Annotated in this window: 21 protein-coding genes and 3 pseudogenes; 15 read left to right on the top strand and 9 right to left on the bottom strand. The window is 66.6% G+C overall.

Annotated features, from left to right (window positions below; all coding sequences use genetic code 11):
* The 7 genes and pseudogenes from NF4_RS21750 to NF4_RS38710 all read left to right on the top strand — a co-directional run.
* Positions 1-939 (top strand): annotated as a pseudogene (locus tag NF4_RS21750) (hypothetical protein); the annotation flags it as partial.
* A 74-nt stretch (positions 940-1,013) separates the two neighbouring features.
* The gene (locus NF4_RS37905; RefSeq protein ID WP_157120491.1) at positions 1,014-1,178 is read left to right on the top strand and encodes a hypothetical protein; all 165 of its coding nucleotides are present in this window, start codon (positions 1,014-1,016) and stop codon (positions 1,176-1,178) included.
* A gap of 9 nt (positions 1,179-1,187) precedes the next feature.
* Positions 1,188-1,343 (top strand): annotated as a pseudogene (locus NF4_RS40100) (AAA family ATPase); the annotation flags it as partial.
* 262 nt (positions 1,344-1,605) lie between these two features.
* Positions 1,606-1,746 carry a hypothetical protein gene (locus NF4_RS39375; protein WP_232330591.1) on the top strand — a complete coding sequence of 47 codons (141 nt, stop codon included), beginning with the start codon at positions 1,606-1,608 and terminating at the stop codon, positions 1,744-1,746.
* Between the two features lie 758 nt (positions 1,747-2,504).
* Positions 2,505-2,906, top strand: coding sequence for a nitroreductase family deazaflavin-dependent oxidoreductase (locus NF4_RS21745; RefSeq protein ID WP_084533310.1), 402 nt, complete (start codon positions 2,505-2,507; stop codon positions 2,904-2,906).
* A gap of 86 nt (positions 2,907-2,992) precedes the next feature.
* The gene (locus NF4_RS21740) at positions 2,993-3,685 is read left to right on the top strand and encodes a hypothetical protein (protein ID WP_063129186.1); all 693 of its coding nucleotides are present in this window, start codon (positions 2,993-2,995) and stop codon (positions 3,683-3,685) included.
* 460 nt (positions 3,686-4,145) lie between these two features.
* A complete protein-coding gene (locus NF4_RS38710) occupies positions 4,146-4,343 on the top strand; it encodes a hypothetical protein (protein WP_198165405.1) in 198 nt (65 codons plus the stop codon).
* A 178-nt stretch (positions 4,344-4,521) separates the two neighbouring features.
* Here NF4_RS38710 and NF4_RS21730 read toward each other — a convergent pair whose 3' ends face one another.
* Both NF4_RS21730 and NF4_RS21725 read right to left on the bottom strand, forming a co-directional pair.
* Positions 4,522-5,397 carry an NAD(P)-dependent oxidoreductase gene (locus tag NF4_RS21730; RefSeq protein ID WP_063129184.1) on the bottom strand — a complete coding sequence of 292 codons (876 nt, stop codon included), beginning with the start codon at positions 5,395-5,397 and terminating at the stop codon, positions 4,522-4,524.
* Positions 5,398-5,436: 39 nt separating this feature from the next.
* Positions 5,437-6,297 (bottom strand): NAD(P)-dependent oxidoreductase, encoded by an 861-nt coding sequence (locus tag NF4_RS21725; protein WP_232330590.1) that lies wholly within the window; start codon positions 6,295-6,297, stop codon positions 5,437-5,439.
* Positions 6,298-6,618: 321 nt separating this feature from the next.
* Here NF4_RS21725 and NF4_RS40095 point away from each other — a divergent pair.
* Positions 6,619-6,774: pseudogene (locus tag NF4_RS40095) on the top strand (DUF5996 family protein); the annotation flags it as partial.
* Positions 6,775-6,822: 48 nt separating this feature from the next.
* On the opposite strand, the gene NF4_RS21720 reads toward NF4_RS40095, so the two are convergent.
* A complete protein-coding gene (locus NF4_RS21720) occupies positions 6,823-7,539 on the bottom strand; it encodes an SDR family NAD(P)-dependent oxidoreductase (protein ID WP_063129182.1) in 717 nt (238 codons plus the stop codon).
* A 53-nt stretch (positions 7,540-7,592) separates the two neighbouring features.
* Here NF4_RS21720 and NF4_RS21715 point away from each other — a divergent pair, with 53 nt between their 5' ends.
* A complete protein-coding gene (locus tag NF4_RS21715; RefSeq protein ID WP_063129181.1) occupies positions 7,593-8,114 on the top strand; it encodes a MarR family winged helix-turn-helix transcriptional regulator in 522 nt (173 codons plus the stop codon).
* Positions 8,115-8,359: 245 nt separating this feature from the next.
* On the opposite strand, the gene NF4_RS21710 is transcribed toward NF4_RS21715, so the two are convergent.
* Positions 8,360-8,653 carry an Atu4866 domain-containing protein gene (locus tag NF4_RS21710; protein WP_063129230.1) on the bottom strand — a complete coding sequence of 98 codons (294 nt, stop codon included), beginning with the start codon at positions 8,651-8,653 and terminating at the stop codon, positions 8,360-8,362.
* Positions 8,654-8,816: 163 nt separating this feature from the next.
* On the opposite strand from NF4_RS21710, the gene NF4_RS21705 reads away from it, so the two are divergent.
* Together NF4_RS21705 and NF4_RS21700 are read left to right on the top strand one after the other, a co-directional pair.
* Positions 8,817-9,677 (top strand): helix-turn-helix domain-containing protein, encoded by an 861-nt coding sequence (locus NF4_RS21705; protein ID WP_063129180.1) that lies wholly within the window; start codon positions 8,817-8,819, stop codon positions 9,675-9,677.
* 537 nt (positions 9,678-10,214) lie between these two features.
* Positions 10,215-10,991 (top strand): SDR family oxidoreductase, encoded by a 777-nt coding sequence (locus tag NF4_RS21700; RefSeq protein ID WP_063129179.1) that lies wholly within the window; start codon positions 10,215-10,217, stop codon positions 10,989-10,991.
* Here the strand turns inward: NF4_RS21700 and NF4_RS40090 are convergent.
* Together NF4_RS40090 and NF4_RS21690 are read right to left on the bottom strand one after the other, a co-directional pair.
* A complete protein-coding gene (locus tag NF4_RS40090; protein WP_063129178.1) occupies positions 10,984-11,376 on the bottom strand; it encodes a hypothetical protein in 393 nt (130 codons plus the stop codon). The genes NF4_RS21700 and NF4_RS40090 overlap by 8 nt on opposite strands.
* Before the next feature lie 113 nt (positions 11,377-11,489).
* Positions 11,490-12,092: a TetR/AcrR family transcriptional regulator gene (locus tag NF4_RS21690; protein WP_063129177.1), complete on the bottom strand. Its 603-nt coding sequence runs from the start codon at positions 12,090-12,092 to the stop codon at positions 11,490-11,492.
* A gap of 220 nt (positions 12,093-12,312) precedes the next feature.
* On the opposite strand from NF4_RS21690, the gene NF4_RS21685 reads away from it, so the two are divergent.
* From NF4_RS21685 to NF4_RS21675, 3 genes are read left to right on the top strand one after another with little or no spacing between them, the layout of a single operon-like run.
* A complete protein-coding gene (locus NF4_RS21685) occupies positions 12,313-13,026 on the top strand; it encodes an SDR family oxidoreductase (protein WP_063129176.1) in 714 nt (237 codons plus the stop codon).
* A 58-nt stretch (positions 13,027-13,084) separates the two neighbouring features.
* Positions 13,085-14,116: an NADP-dependent oxidoreductase gene (locus NF4_RS21680; protein WP_063129175.1), complete on the top strand. Its 1,032-nt coding sequence runs from the start codon at positions 13,085-13,087 to the stop codon at positions 14,114-14,116.
* 23 nt (positions 14,117-14,139) lie between these two features.
* Entirely contained in the window at positions 14,140-14,997 is an 858-nt protein-coding gene (locus NF4_RS21675) for an alpha/beta fold hydrolase (protein ID WP_063129174.1), read from the top strand.
* Between the two features lie 36 nt (positions 14,998-15,033).
* Here NF4_RS21675 and NF4_RS21670 read toward each other — a convergent pair whose 3' ends face one another.
* The 3 genes from NF4_RS21670 to NF4_RS21660 form a co-directional block, all read right to left on the bottom strand.
* Positions 15,034-16,752, bottom strand: a complete 1,719-nt coding sequence (locus NF4_RS21670; RefSeq protein ID WP_232330589.1) for a DUF4153 domain-containing protein — start codon at positions 16,750-16,752, stop codon at positions 15,034-15,036.
* A gap of 69 nt (positions 16,753-16,821) precedes the next feature.
* The gene (locus NF4_RS21665; protein WP_439956767.1) at positions 16,822-17,769 is read right to left on the bottom strand and encodes a HAMP domain-containing sensor histidine kinase; all 948 of its coding nucleotides are present in this window, start codon (positions 17,767-17,769) and stop codon (positions 16,822-16,824) included.
* A gap of 137 nt (positions 17,770-17,906) precedes the next feature.
* Positions 17,907-18,608, bottom strand: coding sequence for a response regulator (locus tag NF4_RS21660; protein WP_063814660.1), 702 nt, complete (start codon positions 18,606-18,608; stop codon positions 17,907-17,909).
* A 441-nt stretch (positions 18,609-19,049) separates the two neighbouring features.
* Between NF4_RS21660 and NF4_RS21655 the strand changes: the two genes are divergently transcribed.
* Complete coding sequence (locus tag NF4_RS21655; protein ID WP_063129226.1) at positions 19,050-20,702, top strand: TlrC/CarA/OleB/SrmB family ABC-F type ribosomal protection protein; 1,653 nt, start codon at positions 19,050-19,052, stop codon at positions 20,700-20,702.
* Positions 20,703-20,764: the final 62 nt, after the last annotated feature.

The raw sequence follows: 20,764 nt of genomic DNA, 5'->3' as shown, positions 1-20,764 counted from the left end.
CCCGACCTTCTTCCGATATTCGGTCACTACCTGCGCATGACGGGAAACCTGAGCCTGCGGTACAACCGAACAGGCGTCATCGTCTATGACGATCTGCGCGCCGGATCGGTCAGCGAGGTGTACCACATCGGCGTCGAGAGCCACATCCCGCTACTTCGCCACCTGATGGTGGCCGCCCTGATGGGAGGGCACACCGATGTCGTCTCCGACCTCGGTTCGATCTCGGCACGGGCCCAGCGTGCGCTGCGCGCGCTCGACCAGTTACTGGCCGCCCTGTCGACCCACAACGGGCCGCACACACCCACCGCCGATACCACCGAGCAGGTCAGCGAGGCCTTCGACCGCGAACTGCTCTACCTGACCGCGGTATTCGATACGTTCGGCCGACTGTTCAGACGGCTGCACGACGGCCGGGCACCGAAGAGGAACGAGCCCAAGACCCTGTACTCCCCGGCCCTGATCACCAGCCACATCGTTGATAAATACGCCGCCGGCGAGATCGTGGACCGGATCGTCGAGCACCGGACCTATGCCTACATCACCTCGACACTGCGCAACTACATCCATGAGGCCGTACTGCCGACCGGGCCGGTACTGAGCCGTGGATACGGCAGTGCTACCACCATCGCCATCAACCTCGACCGGCTCCACGATGTGAAACTCACCCAGCAACAGGCCGACAAACTCGGAGTCTGGAAGGCGAGCACCGCGGTCCTGTCAACCGAACCGACGACCGTCGGCGACTTGGCCACCTTCGCGGTCACCTTGATGACCACGGCGCTCGCATACGTCGACACAGTGATCGAATTGATCCTGTTCCACCACCCCACCGACCGCACCGAACACGCCCACCCACTCCTCGGATGCGCGCCAAAAAACCTCCGTCTACCCGAGCCACGGGCAGACGAATTACTCATCCGCAGCTACTTCGGCTGGTAACCGGAGAAGACGCCTGCTTCGCCACCGAAGGCGCCGACGACCCGATGGCGGCCGGCAAGTAGGTGCCGGCGCGCGTGGCGGACCGCTTCGGCAGTAAACCCGTTACTATCACCGCGTTCCTGCTCGCGGTGGCCGCGGTTCTGGCGCTGAGTGTGGATCTGCCGCTCGCCGCGGCGATGGTCGCCGACTCGATCGGCGGAATGCCATCAAGCTCGAAACAGTTTCACCGCGAACGCTAGCGTGACGCCATGGCCGGCCCACTCCCCCACCTGCCACAGGACGGCGCGCTGCTCGTGCTGCGCGGCAACTCCGGATCCGGCAAATCCACCGTCGCTCGCGCCCTACACCAGCACTTCGACCAGGGCCGATCCACCTTGATCGCCCAGGACAACATTCGACGCACCATCCTGCGCGAACCCCGACAACCCCGGCGCGTTCATCATCGAGTTGATCAAACTCATCGCCACCACCTGCCTACCCCGCCGGCAACTGGTCATCGCGGAGGGGATTCTCGACGCCGACTGCTACGGGCCCATGCCTCCCACAGGAGAGAGCCCTGCAGCATTGACACGGGAACGACCTTCGACCTCGGTTCCGGCAAGACGCCCCGCTCCGGGGCTATAGATACCGCAATGAACCCGGACTCCCGTAAAGCCGATCACTGGCGTGACACTGGAAGACCTGCCCGTTCTGAACCAGGAAGCAGCTCACGCGCTACTCCGCATGATTATCGAATGCGCTAAGCAGCAGAACGAGAACCACCGTGAAACTGGCAGCGGCGGTGAAGAGGAGCGATCTGATGCCTGACTGCACGGCTCGATCCCGGAGCGGCACGGGTGGACGGTGCCAGCTTGGCCAACCAGAGGCGGCAGCAACCGACTGATGAACTTCCCTGAGCGTCCAAGCCGGAAACGTGGCCCCCTCGACCGGCTCGGACCAACTGGTATCCCGACACGGTCGGCACGGTAGACAGTCGGACCGATAAACCCAGGTGTGGTCATCGTGATCTGGGCTCCGACGCAAGATCGCACACAGAACCGCTGCAGGCGGTAGAGGCATGACCGGTATAAACAGGGACTTGCTAATTCTGCCGATATCCCCCACCGACTTGAACCCCCACGCCCCCAACCTGCACAAATGCCGGAACCGACATATTCGCCCAACAAATAACTGCAGGTCAAAGCGCTACAACTTGTGTCCGGAGGGAGAATCGACCACTACGCCCACGCGTTGAGGTGCAGTCAGACGTTGGTCATTCATCCGTGGTAGCGATACCACGAGGGGAGGCCCTCCGGTAAACCTCATCGGTCCGCCCTCGCAGCAGCCCGCCCGCTGGGCCGGGAAGCGCTGTATGAACCGAAATCAGCTTGAAACGGGATCGCCCGGTATGGCGAACCTGGCATCCACGCTCCCAAGAGACCGATCCATCGATCTGTGTGGGACCGCGCCGCGGTATAACCTCGACCCCGGGCCGCTCATCTCGGCGAGGGCCGTCGACACCGAATTCCCCAGGAGTACATGTGGCAAACGAGAGCACCGTCCGAATCCCCCGTTGGCTCAAACCGATGAACCGGGCGATGGTCGCCGTCAGCCGGGTAGGTGTGTCGCTACCGATGGCGCTGCTCACCGTGCCGGGCCGGAAATCGGGGAAACCCCGGACCACACCGGTGACACCGTTCGAATACAACGGCGTCGAATATGTTCTCGGCGGTATTCCCGGTGCTGATTGGGTGAAGAACGTACAAGCCGCGGACACCGCAGAGTTGAAGCTCGGACGGCGTCGGCGCACCGTGCGGCTGGTGGAGATCCCGGCGAGCGAAAGCGAACCGGTGCTGCGGGAGTTTCCGCGGCTGGTGCCCACGGGGGTGCCGGTCATGATCAAATCCGGCGTGGTGACCAGCGACGATCCGGACGAGTTCGCCGCGCTGGCCGGCCGGTGTGTGCTCTTCCGGATCGACGACGCCTGACCGAACGCGGCACAACCCGGCGCCAGGCGGACAACAGCGGCTATCGTGAGCGCATGGCCGCTATCCCGCCTACAGGGAACCTCGCAGTGTCCGGAGCAGAACTTCCCTGGTGGGCACTGATCGGGCCCGCGCTCGCCACGATCACCAGCTTTTTCACCGCTACCTCGGTGTACGAGGCCGGCCGTGTGTCCCATATGATGATGGACATCGGTGTGCTGCCTCGGGAATTCCTGCTCGTGGGCGTCCTTCCGTATCTGCTCGCCGCCGCGATCACATTCGCGCCGGGCTTCCTGCTCGGCGGGCGTTTTCCGACGGCGCTGCTGGTCCCCGCGCTCGGTCTCATGATCATCGGTGTTTTCCTCACCTCATTTGCGAGTGGCGGCGCAATGTTGCTGGTGGGCCGCGCGATCAGCGGGCTCGGCGCCGGCGTCGCGGTGGGAGTGGCCGTGGCGGTGGTACGACGGATCAAGGGTCCGCGCGCTGTCGCGGCCACGGCGGTGGCCGCTCTCGGTGCCTTGGCCGCCGTGGCCGCACCGTTTGTCAATCGAGCGCTGTCGGAGACGACCAGTTTCCGGATCGCGTACCTGGCGACGGTCCTTTTCCTGTTCACTGCCCTGTTCGCCAGTGCGGTCAGCGGAATCGTTCGGGCCGTGACAGCCAATCGTCCCACCCGGTCGGGGCCGTATGGGATGCCCTACCCTGCGCCGTATCCCGCTCCGCAGCACCCTGCACCGTATTACCCCGCGGCCCCACATCCGCCCCAGGCCCCAGGTCGCTGAACTCTGCGCAGCCCGCCGTCGTTTCCCCGCGGCCTCGGTGGCCGATATTTCACCGAACAGGACCCGGCCGACCTCGAACACCGCTCCGATGCACTCGCCACCGCCGGGCGGCAGCGCGGTCTGCAGACCGGCCGAGTGGGACCTGTTGTCCCCTTTCCCCAATTCTTACGACCACCTGCCCACCGAGTCCGATCCCGATCCGCGGTTCGACCTCGTCGAGGACGGGGCCCTGTGCTGGCCGACCATCGCCGATCGGTGGTTTGCCAGAGGTGTATTCCGTGGAATCGGAGCCGGCGGTTCGTACAAACCCCACTTCTGGTTGCGAAGCCCGAACTTGGGCGGGTGCAGGACTACGAATCGCCGGCTCTCGATGCCCATTCTCGCCGACGGTGTTCGGCGCTCCCGGCACTCACTCGAACAACTCATCCTCTCGGAGTTCCGGCGACGCGGAACCCCTGCGGTGCACCCGCCCGCAGACTCGATCGCCACGGTGGTCTTCGCCTTGTTCCAAGGGCTGGTGAAACAGCGCCGGATAGACCCCGACGCCGTCCCCGAAGAGCTTTTCGAGACGGCGCTGACCTGGCTGTTCACCGGCCTGGCCGGAGCGGGCGAGAGTGCCGCGACCGCTACCGACGCCGGCACGACAACCGAGACCTAGACCATCGCGCTGCGGCACGCATCGGACTCGCCGCCAGGTGCATCCGCGTGTCTCTCGAAACCACCCACCCAACCACCACACGCCGGTCCACACATAGGTTTGCTACTGGACATCTTCTACCCGGAAACATCGCTGAACAGCTGTGAAGCTGCCTCTCGATAGTCAGCAGAGCCTCATCTCATGAACAGCCTCGAAGGACCTGAAAGGTCGACACCGGCACACCGGTTCGCTCGCTCTCGGATAACGCGCGAAGCCAGTGGTTCTGTACCGCGCGCGCCAAACCCGTGTCCACTCCGACGGCTGCGGCGGTCTCGGCCACGTGCCCGGCACCGGCCGTCATCATGCGCAGATGTCCGATGTCACGCCACCCGCCGGTGTCGGTCGCCATAGCGGCAACCGCGGCGTACAACGCCGTCACATCTCCCATTGATTGTTGCGCGTAGGGCAGGAATCGCGCGATCGGTTCACCCGAGCGATCGATCATGGCAAGCGCTTGCTCGAACGCGAGCAGCCCGGACAGGAAGATGGCGAGCACGGCCTGGTAGTACAGCTGCGCCAGCCCGACCTCCACGCCCAGGTACTCGGGCCGGCCGAGCGGCCGGAGTAGCTCGGCACATGAATCGAACTCCTCACGTTCGCCGCTGTAGAAGACAAGAGAGTCCGTACCCCCGAGACCCTCTCCGTCGGCCAGCACTCCGCCGGCGAGAAATCGACCTCCGCGTGCACGGACCCACCTCGCTGCAGCGCGTGTCTCTGCTGGCGTATCCGATGAGAGGTTGACTATCGTCTTGCCCGGCAGGTGGTCGACAGCCTGCTCGAGGACGTCGTACATAGCGGCGTAGTCGGTCAGGCTGACCACGATCACTTCGCCGGCGTCGAGTGCCTGCGCGACCGTCTCCGCATGGGCAGCGCCGAATTCCTTCATTGCGTATGCCTTTTCCGGGCTACGGTTCCAGACGGTGAGCTCGAGGCCTGAAGCCCGCAATGACCTGACCATCGCCTGTCCCATCGGTCCCAGACCGATAACGGTCACCGAACTGGCTGCTCGCGACATGATGATGCTTCCTTACCGTATCGGGACCGGGGTTCGTGGTCACAGGCTCGGGCGGTGGGATATCAGGAGCTCGATCAACGCGGTGATGCTCTGCTCACCCCGCCCCTGGGCCACTGCTCGGTGCAACAGCTGATGCATGGGAGCGTGCCAGGACATATCGACGCCCGAGTCTGCGCCGAGCTTCTCGTCGTCGGGGATCGCGTCGTGGAACAACGCGATCGAGGAACCGAGCCGGGTGTAGTCTCGATCGTCGATCTCTCCGGCCACGAGCGGCAGTAGTGACTCGATCATCTGCAGCCATTTGATGGAGTAGGGCACCATCGTCTGCGCGGGAATGCCGCGCGCCGCCAGGAGCGCCGCGCCTTCGAAGAACCCGAGCAGTGCGGGAAGGAGGGTCGCGCCGACGGCCGATTCGTACAGGGCGGCCAGATCCGGGTCGTCGCCCAGATGGACGAGGTCGCCGCCGAGAGCCCGCAATGTTGCCTGGTGGGTGTCGAAGACCTCTCGTTCACCGCCGAAATACAGCAATGTGTCCGGCTTGCCGACGGCCGAAGGCACATTCTTGATCGCTCCGGCGAGGAAGCGAGCCTCGCAGCCCTTCACCCATGCCGCGAATTCCCGTGCCTCGCTGGGAATGCCACTGTTGAGGGTGATCAGGGTCCGTCCGGCCAACCGGGGTTCGGCGCCCGTCAAACATTCGCGTGCGGCTCGGAATGTGCTCGTGCAACTGATGATCACTCTGCTCGCGGTGAGGGCATCGGCGAGGGCGAGCCGGTGGTCGGCGCCTGCGGCCACCAGCGGAGCCGCCCGTTGCGGGGTGCGGTTCCATACGGTGGTCGGATGCCCTGCCGCCAGGAACGCCTCGGCGAGGGCGCGACCCATCGATCCCGTCCCGAGCACGGTTACCGGAACCTTCTGACCGGCCGATGAAGTTCCACTACGCATTGTTCGGGGGGATTCCGCGGTCTCGTTCACAGGATGAGTGTCAACACAGGCGGTGGTCCCGACAAGTACACACTTTCCCGTGCGATACCCCACCTTCACGTAAGTGAACTGCTCACGAAGATCCCCGAAGTGGGTGGATGACCGGTATCACGGCAGGAGACCGCTCACGCCGTCGGCGGGCGACGCCGAGGTCATGGCCGCGCCGCGCGAGCTCGATATCGACGGCGATATCTCGGCGAGGCCGGTCGAGCTCGAGCGCTCGATTCCTTCGCCGAGGACACCGAGCACGCCGCCTACGACCGCGATCACGCTTATGCGCTCTGGCGCCAGTTGGTGACCGCGGACCAGATCTGCAACAGGTTAGGCGCACGCTTCACCGGCAAAGCCGGCCCCGTGCACTTCTTCTGGGGGGCAATGGACCTGGCCTGCATTCGCTTTTGGCCGTGGACCGCCTGCGCGCGCGATGTCGCCGAGTGGAGTTCAGCGCGTGGTGTAGGCGCCGCCGTTGAGGTGAATGGTCTGACCGGTGATGTGGCGGGCCTGCGGAGAGGCCAGGAATTCGATCAGGCCGGCCACGTCGTCGGGACGCCCCGGGCGTTTGTCGTGCGTCGCCGCGATCAGCTGCGCACGGCGTTCGGCGGTGAGTTTGCCCTGGAAGAAGTCGGTATCCTCGATGTAGCCGGGGGAAACGACGTTCACCGTTATTCCCGTCGGCGCCAGCTCGGCCGAGAGGCCGGCCGACCAGGCAGCCAGGGCGGCCTTGGCCGCGCCGTAGGAGCTCGAGGCGTACTCGGCACCGATCGAGCCGACATTGACAAGCGCCCCTTCAGGGCGGAGGCGGTCCCGCAGCGCCGAGGTGGTCAGCACCGCGCTGAGAAGATTTGCGGATAGGTTGGCATTCCATTGCGCCGCGAGGTCTTTCAATGACTTCGGTGCGGGACCGGCGAGATCGGCATTGCCGCCGGCCATGTTGACCAGCACGTCCGCGCCGTCACCGAGTTGCGCGGCGAAGGCATCGACACTCGCGGGCTCGCTCGCGTCGCATTCGATCCCGGTGACACCCAGCTCGGCAGCCGTTTCCCGGACCCGGTCCGAGCGACCCGTGATCACCACATGCTCTCCCAGGTCGGAGAAGCGCCGCGCCACCTGCCGCCCGAGCCCCCGGCTGCCGCCTGTGATCACGATGGTTCTGGCCATCGGTACCCTCCTTCTATATATTTAGCTCTAAACATACATGAGGAGAACGAGGGATGTCGGGCGCAACGATCGACACCGTGCCGACGGCGGAGCAGATCGCCGCCGCCTGGAAACGCGAATTACCGGGTGCCCGCACCGAATCCATCGAGGTCATCACGCCACTGTGGCGAGTGGCCAAGCTGCTGAGCGATCAGCGGTGCCGCACCCTGGCCCGGCTCGGTATCGACGAGTCCACTCTCGATCTGCTCAGTACGCTGCGTCGTGCCGGTGCGCCCTACCAGCTCACTACCCGACAGATCACCGCACGTGGTCTGGTGACGGCCGGTGCCATCTCGCAGCGACTGGCCCGCGCCGAGACCGCGGGCCTGATCACCCGCGAGCCGACCACCGCGTCGCGCCGCGGTGTTCTTGTCACCCTGACCCCCCGGGGGCATGAGCTGATCGAGCGGATAGTCCGCGAGTTGCTCGATTATGAAACCTCACTCACCGAATGCCTCACCGCAGACCAGCGAGCCGCCCTCACAGACGGGCTTCATTGCCTGGCAGCGGCGGTTAGACCAGGTCAACGAATCTAGTGTCTCGCTCAGTTGTCGGTGTAGGAGATCGTGCGTCTCCAGCGTCCTCCATGACCGGACGGCGGATTCGGCCGCGGCCGAAGAATATGATCGAAACAGGGCGCCCTCGCCGCGCTGTGCTAGGTCCTGGATCCCAACTGCTGCCCGTAGCCGCGACCGCATGTTCATAAAAGCGGCCGACTTCGGTGCGGGAGCTTCTCCGATGCCGCTGCCGGCCCCGGTGATCAGCCCTGTCATGGTCTGCGTCACGATGCTCGGTCCTCTCGGTACAGGACGAGGTGCTCGTGGTAGAGCACGCCGTCGCGGATATCTCCAGTTGCGGTGAAGCCGAGGTCGTCTACGTAGTCCAGATGATTTCCTGTCACCGTGTAGCGGCCGGTGTAGGCGCTGCGACGCGAGCCCCTGGCCTCGTCATAGCGACCGTCTGCACGCAATTCCTGCCGGATGTGCCCATCGCCGGTCACCCACATACCGACGACGTCCGCTCTGTCCATGGTTGTCCTCTGATGCTCGATATCGATCGCCTCGTGCGAATGCATGAGCTGATTCTGTCCGGGTCCCAGCAGGGCAAACAGGCCGCGCCTTACCTGGGTGCCGCCCACCCCGGCAAGCCGCAGAAGCGGACAAGACGGTGGCGGCGCCGGGCTTGGGTGGGTGTATCGCGCCCACCTACGAGCCCGGGTTCGGAACTACCCTCGGTGTATGTCGTCCAATGAGCTCGGAGATTTCCTCCGGTCGCGTCGCGCGCAGGTTTCGCCCGGGGAAGCCGGGGTCCGGACCTACGGCGTTCGTAAAGTCGCGGGGCTTCGGCGTGAGGAGGTCGCGTTCCTCGCCGGGCTCAGCGCCGACTATTACACGCGTTTGGAGCAGGGCCGGGAACGCAACCCGTCGGCCCAGGTGCTCGACGCGCTCTCCCGCGCGCTCGGCCTCGACGCCGATCAGGAGATGCATCTGTACCGGCTGGCCCGGCTGGTGCCGGCGTCGAGGGGAGGTGGCCGGGAACCGGTGAGCCCGATGCTTCTGCAGCTGATGGACACCTACGCCTCGACTCCGGCGTTCGTGCTGAATCGGACGCTGGACATCTTGGCCACGAACCGGCTGGCCGAGGCGCTGTTCTCCTCCTTCACCGACACGGACAACCTCGTACGCATGGTGTTCACCGATCCCGCGGGCCCGGAATTCTTCACCGAGTGGCATCGCGCGGCGCAGTCCACAGTCGCGTCCCTGCGTCTGGCGGTGGGGCACGACCCCGATGACGCCCGTCTGACCCGGTTGGTGGATGAAGTCTCGGCAGCGAGCCCGGCTTTCCGCCGGTACTGGGAACAAGGCCATGTGCGCGGTAAAACGGCGGAGGCCAAAGAACTTCTGCACCCCGATGTGGGCGCTCTCAGCTTGATCTTCCAGGCGTTCGATGTGCGAGACAAGCCGGGTCAGCAACTGGTGATCTATCAAGCCGAACCCGGATCGCCGAGCGACCACGCCCTGAAACTGCTGGGGTCGCTGTCGGCGACGAAATACCGCGACCGCGAGGACGCCGACCTCACGTTCCCCGATCGCAGTTGACAAGACGACCGGACCGGGCCTTCGGGGCCGGGAACTCGCCGCGGTCGGCGGTCACCCGATGGAGAACGACATGTCCAGCGAGACATTCCGCCACCAGCGGCGCAGCCACGGAGATCGACGCGATCCGGGCCGAGACCGAACCGGGTCCATTTGTCCGCGGTAGTGCCGGAAATATTGCCCACGTCCACCACCTGCTGCGCAAGCTCCGCGGACGGGATCGCGGGCACGCATTCACCGGTCTCGCGCAGGACATCGAAGCTGCGATTCCACGGACCCACTCCGTTCGATAGCGAATGATCAGCTCCACCCTTCCGTAGGTGTCGCGCATTCACCTGGCCCTGCCGCTCCCTTGCCGCGCAGGCGGAACGAGCACGTCGGGAGCTACAAGCCTGGGTTGATCGGTCTCCATACGCCCGCCCTTTCCCTGGGTGCGCGGCACCCAGGATGGTTGCGCCCTGTTCGCTGTGCCGCCGGAAAACGAATATGGATTGCGTACTTCCGAAACCCGGAAAATCACCTTCCCGAGGAGCGAACATCATGAGCCAGGTCATCAGCGGAACCCCTCTCACCGGCCGCGTCGCCGTCGTCACCGGCGCCTCGAGCGGTATCGGAGAAGCCACCGCCGAACGACTCGCCCAACTCGGCGCCAACGTCGCCCTGCTCGCCCGCCGCAGCGAACGCATCGAGGCCGCCGCCGACCGCATCAACGCCGCCGGGGGCACCGCCCTCGCCGTCACCACCGATGTCACCGACCGCGCGGCCCTGCAAGCCGCCGCCGACCGTATCAACGCCGAACTCGGCCACGTCGACCTCGTCTTCGCCAACGCCGGTATCCAGCTGATCTCCGAGATCGTGGACCTGAAGGTAGAGGACTGGGACACCCAGATCGACCTGAACATCAAAGGCGTGATGAACACCATCCAGGCCTTCGTCACCGCACTCGTCGATGCGGCCGAAGCCGGCAATACCGCCGACCTGATCACCACCTCCTCGATCGCCGCCACCCGCGTCCTCGAGAAGTTCCAGGTCTACTCCGGCACCAAGGCATACATCAGCCAACTCACCCGCCTGCTGCGCACCGAACTCGGCCGCAAGAACGTCCGCGTCTCCACGATCGAACCCGGCATGGTCGACACCGAACTTCCCGACCACGTCACCGACCCCGACGCCAGCAAACTGATGGCCGACCTCATCGACCAGATCGACGTCCTCCGGTCCGAAGACGTCGCCGAAACCGTCGCCTTCGTCGCCGCGGTCCCCAAGCACGTCAACCTCACCGAAATCACCATCCTGCCCACCGCCCAGATCATCTGAGCATCCGAACAACCATGCCGCCCTTGCCACCCGTGCAAGGGCGGCACACCGGTATCCGCGCTGCCCGTCCGATCTGCTCGGCGACCAGCCGGCAGGCGCCGAGCACACCGCAGCCGAGGCCGGCCATCTGATAGCCCAGCGACACACCGGTATAGCGCATCTCGGTGCCGAACATTTCCGCCAGCAGTGGTGCCAGCGGCGGCGCTGTCAGCGCGAACGGCCCGATTCCGGCCGCGCACGCCAGTACGAGCGGGCGCGGGTTGCGCAGCAGTTGCACCAGGGGTGTCGTCGGCTTCGGTTCGGCCTCCGCCTGTGCCATCGCGTCCCGGAAGACCGGGCTTTCCACCACGCCCAGGCGCACGTACAAGCAGAACAGATCGCGCACTTACCGCCGCTGCCTGCACCTGGGTCCGCGCGGGCACCGCCTGTGCCCGCGCGGTCCAGAGCGAGGAGGCGGCGTGCACCGGAATCACTGCGACCCGCACTCCGGTGACACGGTCAGCGTGCCAGGAGAGCAGACACCTGACCCCTGATGTCCGCCACGATCTCGTCGACACTGCGCGCGATATTGACAGTGGCAGCCATGGCGAGAAACATGATCGCGGACACGATGTGCGCCAGTGTCGCGGCGTAGACCTCCCCGATCTGCTCGTCTCGGCGCAGTACGGCGGCGATTGCTTCCTCGGTTCGCTCGACGATAGCGAGGGCATCACGGTGATGGGGTTCCTCGGGGTTGCCGAAGACCATCTCTCGCAGATAGGTGCGCCCGTTGTCGATCTGAGTGCGGTTGCATCCCACTATCGGACGGATGATCGTCATCACCGCGTCGAGCACGTCGGGGATGTTCTCGGCGGCTGTCCGGCCCCGTTCGAGCGCTTCGATGTAGTGGGTGTTCTGCACGAGCAGGAGCAACTCGCCCTTGGTCTTGACGTACAGGAATACCGTCCCGGTACCGACATCGGCCTTGTCGGCGATCTGCTGGGTGGTGACCTCGTCGACGCCGAATTCGGCGAAGAGCTCGCCGGCGGCGGCGGTGATGCGGTCGAGTTTCTGCTGCTTGTTCCGCTCGCGCCGTCCGACCGGCTGGGGAGCGAATGACATGGCGGTGCCCTTCGGAATAAATTATGACTGCACTCAGTTCTGAGTATAGTCACTACTGATAGCGGTTCAGATGCGTTCTCTCTCGATCTTCCCATCGAGAAAGGTCCTTCCGGACACGTGACGCTGCCGACCGGCCACCCCTTGGGTCCGGACGGCCGACAACCCATTCCCGATCAGGCCGCACCCACAGGTCCGCGCCCCGCAGCAGAAAGAGCGTGACATGCCCTCACTCAATGGAGCCGTCGTCCTCGTCACCGGAGCGAACGGTGGCATCGGGACACACTTCGTCCGCGAAGCCCTCGCGCGTGGCGCCGCGAAGGTCTACGCCACCGCACGCAACCCTCGCGACTGGCACGACGAGCGAATCGTCCCACTCGCCCTCGATATCACCGACCCCGCGTCCATCCGGGCCGCCGTTGCCGCCGCACCGGACGTCACGGTGCTCGTCAACAATGCCGGCGCTTCGGTGTCCAGCGCCGGCATCCTCACCCATACCGATGAGGAGATCCGCACCAACGTCGAGACCAATTTCCTCGGCCCGCTCTTCCTCGCCCGCGCCTTCGCCCCGATTCTGAGCAGCAGGGAGGAGTCGGTCATCATCGACATCCACTCCCTGCTGAGCTGGTACGCCGTTGCCGGCATCTACAGTGCCACCAAGGCAGCTCTGTGGTCGGCGACCAACTCGCTGCGCCTCGAGCTCGCCCCCGCGGGCGTCCATGTCGTCGGCGTGCACGTCGGCTACGTCGACACCCCCATGGCCGCGCACGCCGCCGGCCCCAAGACACAGCCCGCGGACCTGGTGCGCACCGTATTCGCCGCGGTCGAAGCCGGCGCGTACGAAGTCCTTGCCGACGAAGCCTCCGCGCAGGTCAAAGCGGGACTCAGCGCACCTGTCGAGGTGCTTTACCCCCAGCTCGCGGCCACCGACGGCTGAGCAGCACTCGGGGCGGGCAACCGCCGAACTGTCCACAGACCAGAAGGAGCCACCAGCCATGCGAGCGTTCGTCGTCACCGCCTACAAACAGGCCCTGCGGGAGGCCGACGTCCCGGAGCCGGTCGTCGGTGAGCACGACGTCCTGGTGCGGGTGCAGGCGGCCGGAGTGAACCAGTTGGACGAGAAGATCCGGGCCGGCGAGTTCAGGCGGATCCTGCCGTACGAGCTGCCGCTGATTCTCGGTAACGATCTGGCCGGTGTCGTCCTCCGGGTCGGCGCGAAGGTGCGGTCGTTCGAGCCCGGCGACGAGGTATACGCCAGGCCCGGCACGGATCGCATCGGGACATTCGCGGAGCGGATCGCCGTCGCGGAGGCAGACCTGGCCCGCAGACCGGAATCGGTCGGCGTCGAGGAGGCCGCTTCTCTCCCGCTGGTGGCACTGACCGCGTGGCAGGCGCTCGTGGAGCGCGGCAACGTGCAGCCCGGGCAGAAGGTCCTCGTCCACGCCGGAGCCGGCGGTGTCGGGTCGATCGCCATCCAGCTCGCGAAACACCTCGGCGCGACCGTAGCGACCACGGCCGGCGCCGCCAACGCGGACTTCGTCCGAGAACTCGGCGCCGACCATGTCATCGACTACCGCAGCCAGGACTTCGAACAGCTACTGCACGACTACGACCTGGTACTCGACAGCCTGGGCGGAAAGAATCTGGAGAAATCGCTGCGAGTGCTCCGGCGAGGCGGAAAGGCAATCGGGATCGCCGGTCCCCCGGACCCCGCCTTCGCCCGCGAACTCGGCGCCAACCCTGTGCTCCGTCTCGCGATCACGGGCCTCAGCAGCAGTATCCGCCGCCGAGCCCGGCGGCTGGGCGTGAGCTATGAGTTCCTCTTCATGCGTGCCAGCGGTGACCAGCTCCGCCGGATCGCGCGCCTTGTCGACGACGGCGCGCTGCGTCCCGTGGTCGGACGTGTCTTCCCGTTCGACCAGACCCCCCAGGCCCTCGAAGCGCTGAGTAAAGGCGGCATCCGGGGCAAAGCTGTCATCAGCGACACCGGGCCCGTCGCATCCACCACCGACGGCACCAATCCCTGACACCCACAGACCGGAGGAACATCATGACCACCGGAAACGACCCCGTCGTCACGTCCTACGCGAAGGCGCCCACCCGCACCATCACCGCAGGCGGTGTCACCTACGCGTACCGAGAGCTGGGACCGCCGACCGGGGTCCCCGTCGTTTTCTTCGTGCACCTCGCCGCGACTCTCGACAACTGGGACCCCCGGATCATCGACCACATCGCGAAGAACCACCACGTCATCGCCTTCGACAACCGCGGTGTCGGTGCCTCTACCGGCACCGTGCCCGACAGTGTCGAGGCGATGGCCGAGGACGCCGTGACCTTCATCGAGGCCCTCGGATTCGACAAGGTCGACATCTTCTCGTTCTCGCTGGGCGGCATGATCGCCCAAGCCCTCGTACTCGAGCACCCTGAGCTCGTCCGCAGGCTCATCCTCACCGGGACCGGCCCCGCCGGTGGGAAGAACATCGACAAAGTCGCCCGAACCACCTACTACGACATGCTGCGCGCGGCCCTCGCCCGGTCCGATCCCAAGGAATTCCTGTTCTTCAACCGCAACGTCACCGGCAAACGCGCCGCCCGCGCGTTCGTCCAACGGCTCGACGAGCGCACCGCCGACCGGGACGCCCCGATCAAAGTGAAGGCATTCCGGACGCAGCTGAAAGCGATCAAGAAATGGGGCCGCTCCACGCCGGCGGACCTGTCGAAGATCACCCAGCCCACTCTGATCGCCAACGGCGACAACGACCGCATGGTGCCCTCGATCCTCTCCGAGGATCTGCACCGTCGAATCGACAAGTCCGAGCTGGTCATCTACCCCGACTCCGGGCACGGTGGCATCTTCCAATACCACGACGAATTCGCGCCCACCGCCGCGGAATTCCTGGACCGCTGATACACACACATATCAACTGTGAGCGAGCTTCACGGCTCAGCGCGCCCGGGTGCGGGCCAGGTTCCAGCTGTTCCAGGCGTCGTCGTCGAGCTGGTTCTCGAGCCGGTCGAGCAGGCCGTCGCGGATCGGGGCGGGCAGGCGGTCGAGGGCGGGGACGATATCGACGGACAGACCGGCCAGGTAGTCGACGTCGAGATCTTCGCCGCGCTCCCAGCGGTCGATGTTCTCGGCGGCGACCAGGCCCTCGGGATTCAGTGCGGCAAGGGCCAGTAGTGCGGCCGTCCCCGTCGCGATCGCACTGCGTGGCAGCCACGCCGTTTCCAGGCGCGCAACGGCGATGATCACCAGCACGTAGCCGATGCCGAGCCAGAGTTCGCACGTGCCGACCAGCAACCGCAGCACGGTGAATCCGTACGCCTGCTGGTAGGTCCACATACGTCCGAGTGCGGAGGCGATCATCACCAGCGTGAGCACGCTGATCGCACACAACAGGCCGCGCAACCACAGCCGGTCCACGGCGGTGTCCCGGGCGGCCCGGTGCAGGACGGGCAGGATGACGGCGAGCGTGAGCACGGTGACCGCGGAAAGCTGCCAGAAACCGCTCCGGGCGTACTCGGCGTAGGTCAGGCCGGCGGTGCGCTGGACATAATCGTCCCCACCGAACAGGGCCACCAACTGTGCCCCGAGGAACAGCGCGAACACCGCTGTCAGGGCGCCGACCGGCAGTCCCCATTCCGGCCGCGCCAGCGTCCGATTCGGAACTTTCGGCTGCCCGTCGGCCGGGAGCGGGGGTCCGGCGAGCAGGTACAGGGCGCCCAGGGTTCCGATACCCGCTGCCACGAACACCACGACCCAGCGGGTCAGAGTGTCACTGTCCCATCGCGGCATCAGACCGTCGATGAGCGCGGCGAATGTGGGGTCGGCGCCGGCCAGTAGCGGTACGAACACCGCCAGTAGCGCCACCGTGACGGCGGCGGATATCCCGAGCCGGCGATTACGCGCCCCGGCACCGCCGGACCGATTCCCCAAAGCGGTGTACACCCAGGCGACGGCGCCGACCGACGCCAGCGGAACAGCCATCGCCTCTCGGAATATCCCGCGCTCGGAGCGCCGACCCACCACCGCCAGCGACCCGGCCACGGCCGCCGCCGCCACACACAGAACGAACAACCACCCCGCGGCCCGGAAGGTGCCGACCGCCAGCAACGCCAGCGCCGCGATCACCCACCACAGACGTTCCCGGTTCGGGGTCCGTCCCTGCTCCGGTCCCGCGATGCGACGTACCCGGCGCTGGACCGTACCGACCGCGGCCGCCGCCGCGGAACCCGCGAGCACCCAGCCGATTCCGGGCCGGTCGAGCGGGACGGTCGCCGCCGCGACCAGACCCGCGAACCCCGCCGCGGGCAGGACACCCGCGGGGTAGGCGACCAGATGCCGACGTGCGGGAACGACCGGCGAGTTCGGGAATTGCGGTGCACTGGTCCCTGCCGGCTCGGCGCGCCCCACCGGGCGAGTCGTTGCCGGGGGCTCGGTCGGTGACACCGGGTCGGCTGTTCCCGCCGATTCGAGGGATTCCGCCGGGTCGCCCGGTTCGGCCGGAGTCGCCGGTTCGATGCTCCCGGACGCTCCTGTGTTACCCCTCGGCTTCGCTGAGTTATCGGTGGCCGGAGTGGTTGCCGGCTCGGCATGTACCGCCGACCGCACCGGGGTCGTCCGTTCGGTGTGGTCGTCGATCGGTTCGGTTCGCCTGGGCATGGGCTCCTCCTGAAGGTGTACGTTATCGCCCCGGGGCCGATCGGCGGCCGGGCTGTGCAGCGGGAAAGGTCAGTGGTCGGGCGGCTCGATGGCCGGCAGGATCACCCGGATCCGGGAGCCGGGGTCGGTGACGGCGATGGCGCCGCGATGCAGATCGATCACCCAGCGCGCGATGGCGAGTCCGAGTCCGGTGCCGCCGCCGTCGGTACGGCCACCGCGGGTGAAACGGTCGAAGATGCGCTCGCGCTGATCAGGCGGTATGCCGGGGCCGTCGTCCTCGACGTCGATGACAAGATCGTCGCCCACGGTGTGGGCGCGGAGCCGGACCTCACCGCCGGCCGGACCGTGCCGGGCGGCGTTGTCCAGGAGGTTCAGCACGACCTGGTGGAGGCGGGCGCGGTCGGCGTACACGGTCGCGGTCACCGGCTCGACCTCGCTGCGGAAGCGGATCCCGCGGCCCGATGCGGCCGTCATGACCTCCACCTCGTCCACCACTTCCGCGAAAAGCGGTGCGATGGCGAATTCGCCGCGGTCGAGCGGGACGGCGCCCGCCTCGATACTCGAGATGTCGAGCAGTTCGGAGACGAGCCGCCCGAGCCGTTCGGTCTGCGCGAGAGCCGTTTCGAGTGTTTTCGGATCGGGCTTCGATACCCCGTCCACCAGGTTCTCCAGGATGGCGCCCAGCGCGGTGATGGGGGTGCGCAATTCGTGCGAGACATTGGCTATCAGGTCACGGCGCTGCCGGTCGGCTGCGGCGAGGTCGTCCGCCATCCGGTTGAACGCTTCGGCCAGCTGGCCCACTTCGTCGCGGGAGGAGGCCCGCACACGGCTCGTGTAGTCCCCGCGCGCCATGCGCTGCGCGGCGGCGGTCATCTCCCGCAGCGGCATGGTGATGCCGTGCGCCAGGAACTGAGAGGAGACCAGCGCGATCACCATCGCGGCCAGCGTGGTCAGCGGTGGCAGCCAGCCGATCTGCAGCCGGAAATAGCCGAAGGCGAGTCCGCCCGCGAAGGTCATCAGGACGGCCAATTTGAGTTTGATGGAGCGGACCCGATCCAGCGGCCGCGGCAATACCGCCGCCACCCGGCGGGATGCCCGCCGCAACCCGCCCACGACCCCGCCCCGGGCGCCGGCGCCGGTGACCGTGTGCCCGCTCATCTGCTCTCCAGCGCGTACCCGACACCATGGACGGTCCGGATCAGGTCGGCGCCGAGTTTGCGGCGTAATGCCTTGATATGGCTGTCGACCGCCCGGGTGCCCGCGGCATCGGCCCAGTCCCATACCTCCTCGAGGAGCCGTTCGCGGGCCAGCACCGCGCGGGGTCGCTGCGCCAGCCGGGCCAGCAGATCGAATTCCAGCGGCGTCAGTTGTGCTTCGACGCCGCCGCGCCAGACCCGGCGCTGATCGGCGTCGATTCGCAGATCGCCGACCACGGTGACCGTACCGGGCAGCGCTGCGGCGCGCTCGACCCGGCGCAGCAACGCGTGCACCCGGGCGGTGAGGACACGCAGGGAAAACGGTTTGGTGAGGTAGTCATCGGCGCCGACGCCGAGACCGATGAGCTGATCGGTCTCATCGGTTCGCGCGGTGAGCATCAGCACCGGTACCGCGCGTTCGGCCTGGATCCGCCGGCACACCTCCACTCCGTCGAAGCCCGGCAGCATGACGTCGAGGACGACGAGATCGGGTTCGAAAGTGCTCGCGGCGGCTACCGCGGCGGGTCCGTCGTGGGCCAGCTCCACCGTGAACTCCTCGGCCCGCAACCGCGCCGCCACCGACTCCGCGATGGTGAGCTCGTCGTCCACCACCAGGATCCGCCGCGCCGCCCCTCCCCCTGCCGGTGCGTTCTGTTCCATGGTCGGGAAGCCTAGCCACCCCGTGTGGAGAGAACAGGCGTCACTTGTGGAGATCCTGTGTGCCCGGGAGACACGCCGTCGCGCCCCGCCTCTCGCCGCACCGCGCCGAGCGTGATGCTCGCAACGTCGTGCGCCCGACAGTATCTCGCTGGCTGCGGCGGCGCGGACGGGGTCGGGGCCGGCGTCGAGGAAGCGAAGGGCGAATTCGGCGGTGTAGCCGATCGCTGCGGGATTGACAGGCGAGTTCCACACCGATATGGTCGGTCATCTCATGGGTACTTTGTTGATCTTCCTGTAATCACGCCCCCGACGCGTTGAGCGCCGCTCATCCGGTGAGCGCGGCTCCGCGTCCTTCACCCACGACGCCCTCCGGCCCCATCCGGCTGCTCAGGCGTGTGGGTTCTTGTGATCCCGGCCGTGCGCCGAGAACAGGAGGATTTCATGCTTACCGCTGCTCAACTCACCCTCTCCGAGATCAGCAAACGCTACGGCGACCGCACTGTCCTGGACCGCGTCTCGCTCTCGATCCGACCTGGTGAAACGGTCGGTATCGTCGGCGACAACGGGTCCGGTAAGTCGACACTGCTGAGACTGCTCGCCGGGCAGGAACTGCCGGACAACGGCGAGGTCTGCGTATCGGCGCCCGGCGGGATCGGTCACCTTCCCCAATCACTCGAACTACCAGGGACTGCGACCGTCGCCGAGGCGATCGATCTGGCACTGGCCGATATCCGCGAACTGGAGAACCGTTTACGCAATGCGGAAATCGAACTGAGCGGCGGCGGGCCGCTGGAACCGGCGCTGGGCCGTTATGCGGAGTTGCTGGCACGGTTCGAGGCACGCGGCGGGTACCAAGCCGACCAGCGCGTGAATACCGCGCTGGCCGGACTCGGACTCCCGAGCCTGGCGTGGGATCGCACGCTGAGCACACTGTCAGGCGGACAGCGGTCCAGACTCGCGCTGGCGGCCACCCTCGCGGCGGCGCCGGAACTGCTACTGCTCGACGAACCCACCAACGATCTCGACGATGCCGCGGTGGGCTGGCTCGAGCGGTACCTGCGCGGCCACCGCGGCACCATCGTCGCGGTAACACACGACCGGGTGTTCCTCGAACGGATCACGAACGTGGTGCTCGAGGTCGAAAACGGCCGAGTCGCCCGGTTCGGTGACGGATACGACGGGTACCTGCGCGCCAAAGCGGCGCAACGGCGGCGGATGGCCGAGGAACACCGGCAATGGAAGCAGGAGCTGGCCCGCAACCGCCAACTGGCGGAATCGAATGTGGCCCGGCTGGACGCTATTCCGCGCAAACTTCCGCTCGCGGTATTCGCGGCCGGGCCCTTCCGCGCGCGCGGCCGCGACCACGGGGCCCGCGCGCGGATCCGCAACGCCAAGGAACGCCTCGAACGGCTCACCGACAACCCGGTGGCCGCACCGCCGGATCCATTGGATTTCACACCGGAACTCAATGCCCACGCACTGGCGGCAGGCGGACCGGTGGCCGAAATGACCGGCGTCCGGGTGGCCGGTCGGCTGGAGGCCGGCGAGGTATCCCTGGCTGCCGGGGAACGCCTGCTGGTCACCGGGCCCAACGGCGCCGGCAAGACCACGCTGCTGCGGCTGCTGGCCGGGGAACTGGAACCCGACAGTGGTTCGATACGAGTACAGGGCCGCGTGGGCTACCTACGACAAGAGGAGGTTTCATGGCCCGCGCAGGCAACCGTGCTGCAGGCTTTCGCCTACGGCCGCCCATGGCATCCAGCGGAGTATGCCGATGAACTGCTGCGACTGGGATTGTTCGGGCCCGAGGATCTGGGGAGGCGTGTCGGCGACCTTTCCTATGGACAGCGGCGGCGAATCGAACTGGCGCGTCTGGTCAGCGATCCGGTCGACCTGATGCTGCTCGACGAACCGACCAACCATCTGTCCCCCGTGCTGGTGGAACAACTCGAGCAGGCACTGACCGGGTATCAGGGCGCGCTGGTGCTGGTCACCCACGATCGGCGGATCCGCGAGCGCTTCCAGGGCACCCGGCTCGACATCCGCAACGGGGTGTGCGCGAATGCGAGCTCGGCGGTAGCGCGCACGGCATGACCGGGGCGGCGGCTCCGCAGCGGGTCTGCCGAGCCGCCGCGTCCCTGCCCCGGCCCACCAGC

It is taken from the genome of Nocardia fusca NBRC 14340, from assembly GCF_001618425.1.
GTDB classification, from domain to species: Bacteria; Actinomycetota; Actinomycetes; order Mycobacteriales; family Mycobacteriaceae; genus Nocardia; species Nocardia fusca.
Note: the sequence above shows the minus strand (reverse complement) of the source record. Positions and strands in the feature narration are given on the sequence as shown.

Coding starts and splice junctions, on each gene's coding strand:
- NF4_RS21675 (WP_063129174.1), top strand. CDS start 14,140: ATGACCACCGGAAACGACCCCGTCGTCACGTCCTACGCGAAGGCGCCC.
- NF4_RS21665 (WP_439956767.1), bottom strand. CDS start 17,769: ATGACCTTCGCGGGCGGACTCGCCTTCGGCTATTTCCGGCTGCAGATC.
- NF4_RS21685 (WP_063129176.1), top strand. CDS start 12,313: ATGCCCTCACTCAATGGAGCCGTCGTCCTCGTCACCGGAGCGAACGGT.
- NF4_RS21655 (WP_063129226.1), top strand. CDS start 19,050: ATGCTTACCGCTGCTCAACTCACCCTCTCCGAGATCAGCAAACGCTAC.
- NF4_RS21670 (WP_232330589.1), bottom strand. CDS start 16,752: ATGCCCAGGCGAACCGAACCGATCGACGACCACACCGAACGGACGACC.
- NF4_RS21690 (WP_063129177.1), bottom strand. CDS start 12,092: ATGTCATTCGCTCCCCAGCCGGTCGGACGGCGCGAGCGGAACAAGCAG.
- NF4_RS21715 (WP_063129181.1), top strand. CDS start 7,593: ATGTCGGGCGCAACGATCGACACCGTGCCGACGGCGGAGCAGATCGCC.
- NF4_RS21700 (WP_063129179.1), top strand. CDS start 10,215: ATGAGCCAGGTCATCAGCGGAACCCCTCTCACCGGCCGCGTCGCCGTC.
- NF4_RS21660 (WP_063814660.1), bottom strand. CDS start 18,608: ATGGAACAGAACGCACCGGCAGGGGGAGGGGCGGCGCGGCGGATCCTG.
- NF4_RS21710 (WP_063129230.1), bottom strand. CDS start 8,653: ATGCATTCGCACGAGGCGATCGATATCGAGCATCAGAGGACAACCATG.
- NF4_RS21745 (WP_084533310.1), top strand. CDS start 2,505: ATGAACCGGGCGATGGTCGCCGTCAGCCGGGTAGGTGTGTCGCTACCG.
- NF4_RS21705 (WP_063129180.1), top strand. CDS start 8,817: ATGTCGTCCAATGAGCTCGGAGATTTCCTCCGGTCGCGTCGCGCGCAG.
- NF4_RS21730 (WP_063129184.1), bottom strand. CDS start 5,397: ATGTCGCGAGCAGCCAGTTCGGTGACCGTTATCGGTCTGGGACCGATG.
- NF4_RS21680 (WP_063129175.1), top strand. CDS start 13,085: ATGCGAGCGTTCGTCGTCACCGCCTACAAACAGGCCCTGCGGGAGGCC.
- NF4_RS21720 (WP_063129182.1), bottom strand. CDS start 7,539: ATGGCCAGAACCATCGTGATCACAGGCGGCAGCCGGGGGCTCGGGCGG.